The organism is Erythrobacter sp. RANMB8 (genome assembly GCF_056848235.1).
On record NZ_JBREHG010000002.1, the window covers coordinates 299,197 to 311,932 of the forward strand.

Genomic DNA, 12,736 nt, shown 5'->3' on the forward strand with positions numbered 1-12,736 from the left:
CCGCTTTAACCCAATTGCGGCTATGCCGTTGGCCATGGCCTTTGATAACGGAGCCCTCGATGCGACCCTCGCGGCAGCGGCCGGCGATGATGCCGCGCTGATGCGCGAGTTGCGTGCTGCCTTTCTGGAAAGCGCCAACCGCCAGCTTGATCTGCTCAAGCGGGCGCGCTGCGACGGCAACTGGAATGTTGCGGCCATGCGGCTCAAAGGCCTCGCTGCCAGCTTTCATGCCGACGATCTGTTGCAGGCCGCCGAAATCGCGCTGCATGCCGCGCCCGGTGAACCGATGGCGATCCGCGAGATCGAGGGCGTGCTGGGCCGTTTCGCACGGGCCAGCCGACGCTAGTTCGCCGGTCGGTCGCCTGCCTGCGCCGTCCTGCGACAAAGCGGCTTGAACCCCTGATCCGAACGCGCCAATCCCGCACCAGAGCATGGCTCTGTTGCGAAAAGGAATGCGATGCGCATCGGCCTGATTTCAGCAATGATCCGGACGCCGGAGGGGGGCTTGCGCGCAGATCTGGCGCTGGCGGGGCGATCCGTGCTGCACTGGCAGGCGGATGTGCTGCGGATGCTCGGGGCCGAGCGCATCCTGTGCCTGGCCGAAACGGCAGATACTGGTGTGCTGGCGCTGCAACACGAAGTCGAAGCCGCTGGCATTGCATTTCATGCCGTCCGGCACGGCGCGGCGATTGCCGCACTGGTTCGCGCTGAGGACGATCTTGTCTGCATCCGGGACGGGTTGATCCCTGACCCCGCCGTCTTGAAGACCCTGCTGACCGAGTGTGAGCAGCTTCGACGCCTGATCGCGACCATTCCTGCGGATCATCCGCTGGTCGAGGGACGACCTCAGGATTTCGAGCGGATCGATGCAACGCGCCATTGGGCCGGTGTGCTTGTCATGCGCGGTGCGCCGGTGCAGGCACTCGGCGATTTTCCCGCAGATGCCGATCCGGTTTCGGTGTTGCTGCGCCTTGCCTTGCAAGCCGGGACGCCCTGCCGCGAGGTTGATCGGGAATGCCTCACACAGGAATTCTGGTTGCTTGCCGAAAATGCCGAGGCGATTGCGCGGGGCGAGGCGGGGCTGATTGAAAAGGCTGCATCGCCCCCGGACTGGCGCACTCCGCTCACAAGTCTGGCTGGCTGGATCGTCCGCAAGGTGGCTCCCCGCGGATTGGCAAGCGGGGCGACTTTTGCCGGGTTTGCGGCGGGTGCCTTGATAGTCGGCGGTGTGGTGCTGGCTGCGCTGGGCACGGGTGCTGCGGGGTTGCTGATGTCCGCCATCGGGGCCTTTGCCGGATCGCTCGCCAGCGCGTTCGGCGATTTGGCGGGGCGATTGCGACCTATGGCGGGCAAACCGGCGGGGGAAAGGGTGATGGGTCTGTTGCTGGACGGGCTGGCGGCGCTCGCAATTGGGTTGGCGCTTGCCGGGGGGCTGGAATGGAATGCACTCGCTGCCTGCGGCCCCTTGCTCATCGGGCTGGCGCGTCTTGTGGCTCGCGAAGCGGTGGCGGCGCTGGCCACCGACCGGCCGGCGCTGCTGCTGGCACTGGCTGTCGCCGCAACAACAGGGCTGCTGGCCGAGCTGGTCGCCTGTCTCGCAATGGGGCTGCTCGCAGCTTTGCTGCTGCACCGGCGTGGCGATTGAACTAACGCGGATTTAACTATGCGGAGGGTAAGCCTTTCCGGAATGGGCGACCAGACGACCGACCTCGCTGCCGGCTTCGATGCCGAGGCAATGCTGCGCAGCGACCTTGCGCGGGAAAGCCGTGCCCTTCATGCGGTCGTGCCGGTGCTGCGCCACCTGCTGGGCAGCGAGGCGCAGACCCTGCTGAGCGATGCGGTGCTCGCAAGGGTGAGGGGCATGATCTCCGATTGCGCCGCGCAGCTGGCTGCGGCAGCCACAGGTAACGATCCTGTTGCCCATGCCTTGACCAGCCCTGATCCGGCCATGCTGGAACAGCACACCGAAACCTTGATGGCTGACGAGGCGCTGCTCGCCTTCTGTCACGCGATTGCCAGTGAAAGCCTGCTCGGCGAACGATTCCAGCACCGTCACGGTATCGATCCCGTGCTGAGCCCGCTGTTGCAGGAGCTGATCGCATCGGAGGATCCGGCGATTGCAAGCCTCGCAATGAGTACGCTGGCGGCGCAATCGCGGTTCGGTCAGACCCAGCGGCGCATGGAGCTGCCATTGACGGAGCTTCCGGCGGAACTGTTCCATGCCGTGCTTGACCGCGCGCGGGGTGACGCACCCCGTGATCCTGCGACAGCCGCCTTTTCCCGCTTGCAGGCCGGCTATGATGAAGCGGCCACACGGATCGGCCTGCTGGCGCGCCTTGTTGCAGCGATGCGGCGCGGGGCCATTGCGGCACTGGCGCTGGATCATGCCGGGGTCGCGCTGTTTTCGACCGCACTTGCCGCACAAACGCGCCAGCCGCGCTCGGCCATTGTGCTGGCTTGTCACGAGGGGCAGGGACTGCGACTTGCGCTGGCGCTGCGTGCGGCAGAGCTTGGTCTGCCTTCCATCGAGCGCCAGTTCCAGCTGATCGAGCCCGCCGCGCAGCTGCCGCGGGCTTTCGCTGCGATTGCGCCGGATCGTGCGGCTGCGCTGCTTGCGGCCGGCAAGGCGGCGTGATGGCGACGATGGATCATACGAGCGATCTGCTTGGAGCCTATGGCCTGACCGATGGCAGTGACCGGCTGTTGTCGGCCGATGCGCCACTTGCCGATTTGCAGGAACGCTGCGGCGGCGATCTGCCGGGTACTCTTGCCATCCCCGAATTGCTGGCGCTGGTGCAGCAGGCGCGGCGCATGGGGCTCAAGCTCGCCCGCAACTTCAGCGCCTTCGATGGTGACAGCATCGTCAGCGGCTTTGCCCGCATCCACCCGCTTGGCGAGGATGACGGCGGCGGGTGCGAGGTTCTGGTTGAAAACTGGCAGCGCGGCGCGCCTCTGGTCACGGGCAACCGCGAGTTTGCCGAGCGGATCGACGCGATCGACCGCGCCACGGCCGAAATCACCGCAAGGCTCGATGCCCGGCAGCATGTGCAGGTGCTGAGCGCGATGGTTGCGGACGGTCTGGAACTGGAGGCGACCGCGATGGCGCGTCCTGGCCAGCTGTGGAGCGACCTTGTCGATCTCGGGGCGGTCAGCCATCACCAGCCGCTGCACTGGCGCCTGCTCGATGGCACCAACTGCCGCTTTGCCGGATCGCAGCGCAATTGGCGGATTCGCCTGATCCCGCTCGGCGGTGATGTGCACAACCCTTCGGGCTTCGAGCTTCTCCTTATCGCCGAGGAGCCGTTTGCCGGGAAGCCGCAGCCAGAGGCAGCGGATTCAGGGGAGCCCGATACTCCGCCCACCCGCCTAGTCGGGACCGCTCTCACCCCGGTGTTGCGCAAGCCGATTGCCCGGATCATCGCTAATGCCGAGACAATCCGCGCACGGCTCGCCGGGCCGCTGCGCGAGGAATACAGCGAGTATGCCGGGACCATCGCCAGCGCGGGGCAGCACCTTGCGGCCATGCTGGACGATCTCGCCGATCTCGAAGTGGTCGAGACTCCGGGCTTCTCCACTGCGCGCGAGCCGGTCGATCTCGCTGACGCAGCGGCGAGGGCTGCGGGCATTCTGGGAGTGCGCGCGCAAAACCGCGATATTGTGCTGGAGGTATCGGGCGAGCGCGGAGACGCTGTCGCCACGGCAGAATTCCGGCGGGTGCTTCAAATTCTCATCAACCTGATCGGCAATGCGATCGCCTATTCGCCTGCCGGAAGCACCGTGTGGATTTCTCTGGAAACGCCGCAAAATGCCCGCGTCGCAGTGTGCGTTGTGGACGAGGGGCCGGGGGTCACGCCTGAGCAGGCCGAAAGGATTTTCGACAAGTTCGAAAGGCTCGGGCGTGATAGTGACGGCGGCAAGGACAAGGGGTCAGGCCTCGGACTGTTCATCTCCCGCCGCCTTGCCGAGGCTATGGCGGGCAGCCTGACAGTCGAAAGCGCGCCGGGCGGAGGGGCGCTGTTCCGGCTCGACCTGCCGGAGCATAAGCCCGGCTAGTTGCCCAGCGCCTCGAATTCCTTTTGGCTAAAGGTGAAGGTGCAAATCAGTTCGGGATTGTCGCCGATCCTCTTGTAGGTGAGAGCCCCGGCGCCCTGAGGGGTAGCCTTGTCGGCGCGATAACAGTTCTCCGACCAGTCGTGGCAGGCACCGAGCGCCCATGTTACCGATTGCCTGACGGCAGCATCGAGTGCCGGAGACCGTTCAAAGACGGCGGTAAAGGCGACCTCGTAGGCATTGTTGATATCGTAGGTCGGATGCGGCGGGAGAATTTTGAGGTTCAGGCTCTTGGGTTTTTGCCCAAAGACCAGCGTATCGCCGGGTGCGAACTCGATCATGTCGCCGTCGCCATGAAGGCCGATGAAGCCCTTGAACTGGCTTTGGCGGAGCACTTCAAGTGATCCCATCGCCATCATCGTCTCGCGATATGGCATGGTGCATTCGAACACCTTGACGGTGTCCTGCGCCTGTGCGGCGTTGGCCGTGAGCAGTGCCGCCAGGCTCGATGCGGTGACGATAGCTTTCATGCATTCCCCCAAAATCATGCGATCCGCAGGGGAAATGTTATCATCGGCCACGTGAACGGCCAAGCCGGACCGCCAGCCAAGCCAATCCTGCGCCAAGGCCTGACGCGATGGCGCCGTACAGCGCCCATTCGGTGCGCGCGAGCATGAAACTGTCTGCGGGCCAGCCAAGCAGTCCCAGCCCTTGAAAGGCCCAAATGGCACCCAAGGCAATCAGCGTGCCGCCGATCACCTTGAGCGCCATTGAAACCATCAGGCGCCTCAGCGCTGGCTGAGCGGCACGTAGTCGCGCTGCGTCGGGCCGGTGTAGAGCTGGCGCGGGCGGCCGATCTTCTGGCCGGGGTCGCTGATCATCTCGTTCCACTGCGCCACCCAGCCGACGGTGCGGGCAAGGGCGAAGAGCGCGGTGAACATCGTCGTCGGGAAACCGATCGCCGAAAGGATGATGCCCGAATAGAAGTCGACGTTCGGGAACAGCTTCTTCTCGATGAAATAGGGATCGTTCAGGGCGATCTCTTCGAGGCGCAGCGCGGTTTCGAACAGCGGATCATTGACCTTCAGCGCATCGAACACCTCGCGCACGGTCTTCTGCATCACCGTCGCACGCGGGTCGTAGTTCTTGTAGACGCGGTGCCCGAAGCCCATCAGGCGGAACGGATCGTTCTTGTCCTTGGCGCGCTCGATATAGTGCGGGATCTTGTCCGGCGTGCCGATTTCCTTGAGCATGTTGAGCGCCGCTTCATTCGCGCCGCCATGCGCCGGACCCCACAGGCAGGCAATGCCCGCCGCGATGCAGGCAAACGGGTTCGCGCCCGAGGAACCGGCCAGCCGCACGGTCGATGTCGAGGCGTTCTGTTCGTGGTCGGCGTGGAGGATGAAAATCCGGTCCATCGCGCGTTCCACCGCCGGGATCACTTCATATTCCTCGGCCGGGACGCCGAAGGTCATGCGCAGGAAGTTGCCGGTATAGGACAGCTTGTTGTCCGGATACATGAAAGGCTGGCCGACCGAATACTTGTACGCCATCGCCGCAATCGTCGGCATCTTGGCGATCAGGCGGTGCGAGGAAATCTTGCGGTGTTCGGGATCGGAAATGTCGGTGCTGTCGTGATAAAAGGCCGACAGCGCGCCCACCACGCCGCACATGATCGCCATCGGGTGCGCATCGCGGCGGAACCCGCGGTAGAAGGTCATCAGCTGCTCGTGCAGCATGGTGTGCCGGGTGATGGTGTAGGTGAAATCGTCGAGCTCGTCCTTGCTCGGCAGCTCGCCGTTGAGCAGCAGGTAGCTCACTTCCATGAAGCTCGAATCCTCGGCCAGCTGGCCGATCGGATAGCCGCGGTGCAGCAGCACGCCTTCGTCACCGTCGATATAGGTCAGCGCGCTTTCGCAGCTGGCAGTCGAGGTGAAACCGGGGTCGAAGGTGAACGCGCCGGTTTGTGCATACAGCTTGCGGATGTCGATCACATCCGGGCCGGTGCTGCCTTCGAGCACGGGATACTCATAGGTCTTGCCGCCCAGTTCGAGCTTCGCCAGCTTGTCTGCCAAGGTGTGTCTCCTGTCCAATTATCCTGCCCATGACCCGCGTTTACGCAGCCTGTGCGTCAAGCCGGGCCAGAGCCTCATCCCGTCCCAGAAGGACCAGAACATCGAAAATCCCGGGTGAGGTTGTCGTCCCGGTCAGCGCCGCACGCATCGGCTGCGCCAGCTTGCCGAGACCCAATCCCAGTTCCTCCGCAAGCGCCTTCGTAGTGGCTTCGAGCGCTTCGCTTGTCCAGTCGTTTTCGGTGCGAAGTCGGTCATGAATCTTGCGTAAAATTTCGCGAGCGTCGCCTTCAAGGAGCGCGGCTGCCTTTTCGGTCATTTCCAGCGGGCGTGTGGCGAACAGGAATGCGGCACCTTCAACGATTTCGTTGAGGTTCTTCGCCCGCACCTTGAGCACCGGCATGGCGCGGGTCAGCAAAGCCTCGTCAGCGGTTTCGCCGATCCGTGCAGCGACCAGCGCGGCCAGGCGCGCATCATCGGCCTCGCGCAGATAATGGCCGTTGAGGTTTTCGAGCTTCTTGATGTCGAAGCGCGAAGGGCTTTTGCCCACCCCGTCGAGATCGAACAGCGCAACGGCTTCCTCGCGGGTGATCTCCTCGCGGTCGCCGTGACCCCAGCCGAGGCGGAGGAGGTAATTGAACAGCGCTTCGGGCAGGATGCCGAATTCGTCGCGATAGGCCTCGACACCCAGCGCGCCGTGGCGTTTGGACAGCTTGGCCCCGTCCGATCCGTGGATCAGCGGGATGTGGGCATAGACAGGATCGGGCCAGTTACCCTCGATCTGGTTCATTGCGCGGATGATCGGCAGCTGGCGGAAGGCGTTGTTGAGGTGATCGTCGCCGCGGATCACGTGGGTCACGCCCATGTCGTGATCGTCCACCACCACCGCGAGCATATAGGTCGGCGTGCCATCGGCGCGCAGGATGATGTAATCGTCGATTTCCTCGTTCTTCACCGTCACCGCACCCTGGACCCGGTCATGGATCGTGACTTCGCCTTCGGTCGGGGTCTTGAGGCGGATAGTGAAGGGCGCGCCTTCGGGCGCTTCGGCAGGATCGCGGTCGCGCCAGCGCCCGTCATAGCGCAGCGGCTTTTTGGCGGCGCGCTGCTCCTCGCGCATGGCTTCGAGTTCTTCGGGCGTGGCGAAGCATTTGTAGGCGTGGCCCGCTTCCAGCAGCTGCCAGGCGACCTGTGCGTGCCGCTCGGCCCGGTCGGACTGGAAGATCGGCGGGGCATCGTAATCGAGGCCCAGCCAGTCAAGGCCTTCGATGATCGCGTCGATCGCGTCCTGCGTGCTGCGCTTGCGATCGGTGTCCTCGATCCGCAGCAGCGTGCGGCCGCCGTGATGGCGGGCATAGAGCCAGTTGAACAGCGCGGTGCGCGCGCCGCCGATATGCAGGTATCCGGTGGGCGAGGGGGCAAAGCGGGTGACGACCTCGCTCGCGGGCGCTGCGCTGCTGCTTTCGCTTGCCATGGGCACTGACTTCCTGTTCACTTTGAGCGGCTTGGCGCTGGCTTCTACCGGAGCCGGGCCGGTCGGGGGACGAGCCTTGCGCGATGTGCCGATCATTCCGATGGGGGACGATCCGGACGGCGACGATGCCGCTGGCGGAGGGTTGCCGCGCCCTTGGCAAACCGTAGGCCGATTGTCCAGCATCAGGGGCAGATTGCCGGGTGCGCTGGCGGACGGCGCCGAGCGGTTTCTCGCCCGCGCCGGGTTTGACCGGGCGCCGTGGCTGGCGGTGGTCTTTGCCAGCGGGATCATCACATGGTTTGCGCTGCCGCAGATGTGGCACTGGTGCGCGGCCCTTGGCGGCGGGATCGCGCTGGCCCTCACAGCGCTGGCCTTGTGGCCGCCGGGGAGCGCGGCTGACGAGACCCGCGCCAATCTGCGCCTTGCTCTGGTCGCTGGCGGGATGGTGTTTGCGCTGGGCATCGCGGTGGTGTGGGCCCGATCGGAACTTGTCGGGGCCGAACCGATCGCGCAGCCGATGGTGACCCGCCTGCATGGCACCGTGCTTGAACGCGAGGATCAGCCTGCCGATGATCGCTTGCGTCTGACGCTAGCCGTCCGTGACGCGGCTTCCGGCGAGGCGCTGAAAGTGCGGGTCAATGTGCCCTTGGCGGCCTTTGGCGAGGACGGCTTGCCTTCTGGGTTGGGGGAGGGAGCGGTGGTCAGCCTGCGCGCCCGGCTGATGCCGCCGGCCTCGCCGATGCTGCCGGGCAGTTACGATTTTGCCCGCGCCGCCTGGTTCAAAGGGCTGGCAGCGACCGGCACGATGGTCGGCCCGCTCGAGGTGTTGCAGCCTGCGGACGAGGCTGGCGGTATCGCCGGCATCCAGCGGTGGCTTTCGGCCCATGTGCGCTCGCGTGTCGATGGTTCTGCCGGAGCCATCGCGGCGGCTTTTGCCAGCGGGGACCGCGGCGGGATTGCCGAGGCTGACGAAATTGCGATGCGCGATTCAGGCCTGACCCACTTGCTTTCGATCAGCGGCTTGCACGTCAGCGCGGTGATAGCGGCGGCCTATTTCGTCGCCTTGCGCCTGCTGGCCCTGTGGCCCGCGCTGGCCTTGCGGGTGCGCCTGCCGCTGGCGGCGGCGGGAGCAGGGGCGCTGGCGGGGCTCGGTTACACCCTGCTCACCGGTGCCGAGGTGCCCACGGTGCGTAGCTGCGTGGCGGCCCTGTTGGTGCTCGGCGCGCTGGCGCTGGGGCGTGAGGCGCTGTCGCTCAGGATGGTCGCGGTGGCAGCGGGTTTCGTGCTGCTGCTGTGGCCGGAAAGCGCCATCGGGCCGAGTTTCCAGATGAGTTTTGCTGCTGTCCTGGCGATCATTGCGCTGTCTACCAGCGGTCCGGTGCGGGCCTTTCTGGCCCCGCGCGAGGAGGCCTGGTGGCAGCGTGCCGGACGGCGGGTGGTCATGCTGTTTGTGACGGGTCTGGTGATCGAGCTGGCGCTGATGCCGATCGTGCTGTTCCATTTCCACCGCGCCGGGCTTTACGGCGCGCTGGCCAATGTCGTCGCGATTCCACTGGTTACCTTCGTTTCCATGCCGCTGATCGCGCTTGGACTGGTGCTTGATACGGTCGGGCTGGGCGGGCCTTCGTGGTGGGTGGTGCAGCACTCGCTCGATCTCTTGCTGGGGATTGCGCATTTCACCTCGGCGCAGGCCGGGGCGGTCAAGCTGATGCCGCAGATTGGCGGGCTGGCGATCGTGCTGTTCGTAATCGGAGGCTTGTGGCTGGGCCTGTGGAGCGGGCGGGTGCGGCTTGCGGGGCTGGTGCCGGTTGTGATCGCGAGCGGGCTGGTGGCCGCCACGCCCATCCCCGATCTGCTGGTCTCGGGTGACGGGCGGCAGGTGGGGATCACCATGACCGGTCCTGATGGAGAGCGGCGACTGCTTGCCCTGCGCGACAGCCGCTCTTCCTATACGCGGGACAATCTGATGGAGCTTGCCGGGGTTGCTGCCGATCCGGTGCCACTGGCACAATGGTCGGGGGCGCGGTGTTCTTCGGCGTTCTGCACGGTCACGCTGGAGCGGGGCGGGCGGGACTGGGTGCTGCTGCTGGGGCGGGGGCGCGAGCAGGTGGAGGAGCGGGCCCTGGCGGCTGCGTGCAAGGAGGCCGATATCGTCGTTTCCGAACGGTTTCTGCCGCGCTCCTGCCAGCCGCGCTGGCTCAAGGCGGATCGCCGCTATCTGGAACGCAGCGGGGGGCTTGCGATCGATCTGGCCGGAGAATCCATAACCGCCGTTGCCGATCGGCAGGGCCGCCATGGCTGGTGGAAAGGGGCGGAGGCGAGAGCGGCCAAGCGGGGGTCTGGAACGACCTAGAGGTGGTCTAGAAGGGGTCTGGAGGGGGTCTAGACGGGCCTAGAAACCGGCCTTGCGTGAAACATTTTCCGCCAAGCCACTGTCTGGAAAGGAAAAACAGGCCAGAGCGAATGTTTCACGCGGGATGGTGCATTTCCACCCCACCGTGAACCCCCGCTCCGGCCCGCACACCCCTTAATGATAGCGCCGCAGCAGGCCTGCGAGCTTGCCCTGCACCTCGACTTCGCCGGGCAAGTAGTATTGCGGATCATAGGCTGCGTTGGCCGGATCGAGCCGCACCTTGCCGCCTTCCTTGCGCAGATATTTCAGCGTCGCTTCCTCGCCCCGCACCAGCGCCACCACGATCTCGCCGTCGCGGGCGGTGTTGGTGCGGCGCACCAGCGCGAAATCGCCATCGAAAATCCCGGCCTCGACCATCGAGTCGCCCGAAACCTCAAGCGCGTAATGCTCGCCCGGGCCGAGCAGCGCGGCGGGGACGGGGAGCGTGCTCTGCCCCTCCAGCGCCTCGATCGGGGCACCGGCGGCGATGCGGCCATGCAGCGGCAGTTCGATCACGTCGTTCGCAGCTTCCGGCGCACGGGCCGCAGGCGCGGGCATCGCCACCACATTGTCGCTCGCCGGAGCGCTGCGGGCCGGGGTCGTATCGCCCGGTTCACGGATCACTTCGAGCGCGCGCGCGCGGTTGGGCAGGCGGCGCAGGAAGCCGCGTTCTTCCAGCGCGGAGATCAGGCGGTGCACGCCCGATTTGCTCTTGAGATCGAGCGCTTCCTTCATTTCCTCGAAACTCGGTGAAATCCCGGTTTCTTCCAGCCGCTGCTGGATGAAGCGGATCAGTTCGTGCTGCTTGGCAGTCAGCATTGATCAGGTCTCCCTTGGTCGCATTCACGCCCGGCCATTGCGGCAAGGCGCAGTCCCTCGCGTGCTCCAAGAGGCACCGGCCCGGCAGGGCCATGGGTGCGTTGCGTGCACTTTCCGCCCGCCTTTATGGTGAACGAACACGGAACAATTAGGAAACTAAATGATCCGAGTCAAGCGCGGCCCACGGCAAACCCGCGCAATTCAGCCATTCCGGAGGCAGAACACCGGAACCGGCGCGCCCGCCGCCACCGCAGGGGCACCGGCCGGACGGTCGATCAGGCAATCGGCGGCAGCGAGGGCCGAAAGCGCGGAGGAATCCTGCGATCCGGCAAGGCGCACCGCATCGCCATCGATCACGGCGCGCAGGAATTCGCGGCGCTTGCCCACCGGCGGCAGCGCCTCGCCCGCGCGCAGGATCAGGCGGCGGGGCAGGGGATCGGCCGCGCCCATGCAGGCGCGCACCAGCGGCAGGGCAAACAGGAAGGCGGTGACAAAGCTCGACACCGGATTGCCCGGCAGGCCGAGGATCACCTGAGCGCCCCTGCTGGCGACCATCAGCGGCTTGCCCGGCTTGATCGCGACCTTCCAGAAGGCAATCTGCGCGCCCCAGTCCCGCAGCGCCTGCTGGATCAGATCGTGATCGCCGACCGAGGCCCCGCCGCTGGTGATCAGGATGTCGCTTCCTTCGGCACGCGCCAGCGCGGCGGCGAGCGCGGCCGGATCATCGGCGACGGGGCCGAGCATATCGACCGCTCCGACATAGGGATGCAGCATCGCGCCCAGCATCACGCCGTTGCTCGCCGGGATCTGGTGCGCGCCGCAGGGTTGGCCGGGCGGCACCAGTTCGTCCCCGCTATCGAGCACCGCGACCGAGGGCGGCGTGACCCATGGCAGAGCGCCATGCCCCGCTGCCGCCGCCAGCGCGAGCACGGCGGGCGAACAGGCTGTGCCCCGGTGCAGCACGGTGTCGCCCTCGCGGAAATCGAATCCGGCGCGGCGGATATGCTTGCCGGGTGCGGGGTATTCGGCAGCCTCGATCAGGTCGCCTTCGATGCGGGCATCTTCCTGCAACAGCACCGCCGCAGCGCCTGCGGGCACCACCGCGCCGGTCGAGATGCGCACGCATTCGCCGTCACGCAGCGTTCCGGCGAAAGGCGCACCGGCGCGGCTTTCGCCCACGCGCCGCCATGGGCCGGTTCCGGAGGCGATGGCGTAACCATCCATCGCGGACAGATCGGCTGCGGGCTGGGTGCGCCGCGCGGTAATGTCGCGGGCAAGGTAGCGGAGGCTGGCGAGTGGGGCGACCGGCTGTTCGGCCGCGGGTCGCTGCGGTGCCAGCGCCAGCAGCCGGGCCTGTGCGTCCTCAAGGCCCAGCAGCGCGCTCAAAGTGGATCGGCCTGCCAGTCGCCCGACTTGCCGCCGGTCTTGGCGATCAGGCGCACGCTTTCGATCACCATGCCCTTGTCTACGCCCTTGGCCATGTCATAGATTGTGAGGAGTGCGATGGAAGCACCTGTCATCGCTTCCATTTCCACGCCGGTCTTCCCCGTCAGCGAAGCGGTGGCGGTGACGCGGATGGCATTCGTTTCATAGGCGAAGTCGATCGTCACCGCTTCGAGGCCCAGCGGGTGGCACAGCGGGATCAGGTCTCCCGTGCGCTTTGCGGCCATGATCCCGGCGATGCGGGCGGTTCCAAGCACGTCACCCTTGGGGGCATTGCCTGCGCGGATGGCCTCCAGCGCCTCGGCCGACATGGCGATCCGCCCCGAGGCGACGGCACGGCGGGCGGTGGCGGGCTTGCCGCCGACATCGACCATATGCGCGGCGCCTTCGGCATCGAGGTGGGTGAGTTTGCTCATACGTCTCCCTATCCGTTCGCCTCGAGCGAAGTCGAGAGGCCGGTGCATGGTGTCTCGACTGCGTTCGATA

Annotated in this window: 12 protein-coding genes; 5 read left to right on the plus strand and 7 right to left on the minus strand. The window is 66.0% G+C overall.

Going from position 1 to position 12,736, the window contains the following annotated elements; genetic code table 11:
* Window positions 1-34 precede the first annotated feature (34 nt).
* The 4 genes from ACU0AG_RS04490 to ACU0AG_RS04505 all read left to right on the plus strand — a co-directional run bounded on the left by ACU0AG_RS04490 (window position 35) and on the right by ACU0AG_RS04505 (window position 4,053).
* Window positions 35-346 carry an Hpt domain-containing protein gene (locus tag ACU0AG_RS04490; protein WP_482781061.1) on the plus strand — a complete coding sequence of 104 codons (312 nt, stop codon included), beginning with the start codon at window positions 35-37 and terminating at the stop codon, window positions 344-346.
* Between the two features lie 135 nt (window positions 347-481).
* Window positions 482-1,645, plus strand: a complete 1,164-nt coding sequence (locus ACU0AG_RS04495; protein ID WP_482781062.1) for a hypothetical protein — start codon at window positions 482-484, stop codon at window positions 1,643-1,645.
* A 42-nt stretch (window positions 1,646-1,687) separates the two neighbouring features.
* Complete coding sequence (locus tag ACU0AG_RS04500) at window positions 1,688-2,635, plus strand: hypothetical protein (RefSeq protein ID WP_482781063.1); 948 nt, start codon at window positions 1,688-1,690, stop codon at window positions 2,633-2,635.
* On the plus strand, window positions 2,635-4,053 hold the full coding sequence (locus ACU0AG_RS04505) for a sensor histidine kinase (protein ID WP_482781064.1): 1,419 nt from the start codon (window positions 2,635-2,637) through the stop codon (window positions 4,051-4,053). The genes ACU0AG_RS04500 and ACU0AG_RS04505 overlap by 1 nt, the downstream gene beginning before the upstream one ends.
* Here ACU0AG_RS04505 and ACU0AG_RS04510 read toward each other — a convergent pair.
* Genes ACU0AG_RS04510 through gltX form a run of 4 tightly spaced genes read right to left on the minus strand, consistent with a single transcriptional unit; the run spans window position 4,050 to window position 7,596 of the window.
* A complete protein-coding gene (locus tag ACU0AG_RS04510; protein WP_482781065.1) occupies window positions 4,050-4,580 on the minus strand; it encodes a hypothetical protein in 531 nt (176 codons plus the stop codon). The genes ACU0AG_RS04505 and ACU0AG_RS04510 overlap by 4 nt on opposite strands.
* 40 nt (window positions 4,581-4,620) lie before the next feature.
* Window positions 4,621-4,821, minus strand: coding sequence for a hypothetical protein (locus tag ACU0AG_RS04515; protein WP_482781066.1), 201 nt, complete (start codon window positions 4,819-4,821; stop codon window positions 4,621-4,623).
* Between the two features lie 17 nt (window positions 4,822-4,838).
* Window positions 4,839-6,125, minus strand: coding sequence for a citrate synthase (locus ACU0AG_RS04520; protein WP_482781067.1), 1,287 nt, complete (start codon window positions 6,123-6,125; stop codon window positions 4,839-4,841).
* Between the two features lie 40 nt (window positions 6,126-6,165).
* Window positions 6,166-7,596 carry a glutamate--tRNA ligase gene (gltX, locus tag ACU0AG_RS04525; protein WP_482781068.1) on the minus strand — a complete coding sequence of 477 codons (1,431 nt, stop codon included), beginning with the start codon at window positions 7,594-7,596 and terminating at the stop codon, window positions 6,166-6,168.
* Window positions 7,597-7,696: 100 nt separating this feature from the next.
* Here gltX and ACU0AG_RS04530 point away from each other — a divergent pair, with 100 nt between their 5' ends.
* On the plus strand, window positions 7,697-9,949 hold the full coding sequence (locus tag ACU0AG_RS04530) for a ComEC/Rec2 family competence protein (RefSeq protein ID WP_482781396.1): 2,253 nt from the start codon (window positions 7,697-7,699) through the stop codon (window positions 9,947-9,949).
* A 174-nt stretch (window positions 9,950-10,123) separates the two neighbouring features.
* Here the strand turns inward: ACU0AG_RS04530 and lexA are convergent, their stop codons facing one another.
* The 3 genes from lexA to moaC all read right to left on the minus strand — a co-directional run bounded on the left by lexA (window position 10,124) and on the right by moaC (window position 12,666).
* Complete coding sequence (gene lexA, locus ACU0AG_RS04535; RefSeq protein WP_482781069.1) at window positions 10,124-10,807, minus strand: transcriptional repressor LexA; 684 nt, start codon at window positions 10,805-10,807, stop codon at window positions 10,124-10,126.
* A gap of 201 nt (window positions 10,808-11,008) precedes the next feature.
* The gene (locus tag ACU0AG_RS04540; RefSeq protein ID WP_482781070.1) at window positions 11,009-12,193 is read right to left on the minus strand and encodes a molybdopterin molybdotransferase MoeA; all 1,185 of its coding nucleotides are present in this window, start codon (window positions 12,191-12,193) and stop codon (window positions 11,009-11,011) included.
* Window positions 12,190-12,666, minus strand: coding sequence for a cyclic pyranopterin monophosphate synthase MoaC (moaC, locus tag ACU0AG_RS04545; RefSeq protein WP_482781071.1), 477 nt, complete (start codon window positions 12,664-12,666; stop codon window positions 12,190-12,192). The genes ACU0AG_RS04540 and moaC overlap by 4 nt, the downstream gene beginning before the upstream one ends.
* Window positions 12,667-12,736 lie beyond the last annotated feature (70 nt).

Coding starts and splice junctions, on each gene's coding strand:
- ACU0AG_RS04490 (WP_482781061.1), top strand. CDS start 35: ATGGCCTTTGATAACGGAGCCCTCGATGCGACCCTCGCGGCAGCGGCC.
- ACU0AG_RS04495 (WP_482781062.1), top strand. CDS start 482: ATGATCCGGACGCCGGAGGGGGGCTTGCGCGCAGATCTGGCGCTGGCG.
- ACU0AG_RS04500 (WP_482781063.1), top strand. CDS start 1,688: ATGGGCGACCAGACGACCGACCTCGCTGCCGGCTTCGATGCCGAGGCA.
- ACU0AG_RS04505 (WP_482781064.1), top strand. CDS start 2,635: ATGGCGACGATGGATCATACGAGCGATCTGCTTGGAGCCTATGGCCTG.
- ACU0AG_RS04510 (WP_482781065.1), bottom strand. CDS start 4,580: ATGAAAGCTATCGTCACCGCATCGAGCCTGGCGGCACTGCTCACGGCC.
- ACU0AG_RS04515 (WP_482781066.1), bottom strand. CDS start 4,821: ATGGCGCTCAAGGTGATCGGCGGCACGCTGATTGCCTTGGGTGCCATT.
- gltX (WP_482781068.1), bottom strand. CDS start 7,596: ATGGCAAGCGAAAGCAGCAGCGCAGCGCCCGCGAGCGAGGTCGTCACC.
- ACU0AG_RS04530 (WP_482781396.1), top strand. CDS start 7,697: ATGGGGGACGATCCGGACGGCGACGATGCCGCTGGCGGAGGGTTGCCG.
- lexA (WP_482781069.1), bottom strand. CDS start 10,807: ATGCTGACTGCCAAGCAGCACGAACTGATCCGCTTCATCCAGCAGCGG.
- moaC (WP_482781071.1), bottom strand. CDS start 12,666: ATGAGCAAACTCACCCACCTCGATGCCGAAGGCGCCGCGCATATGGTC.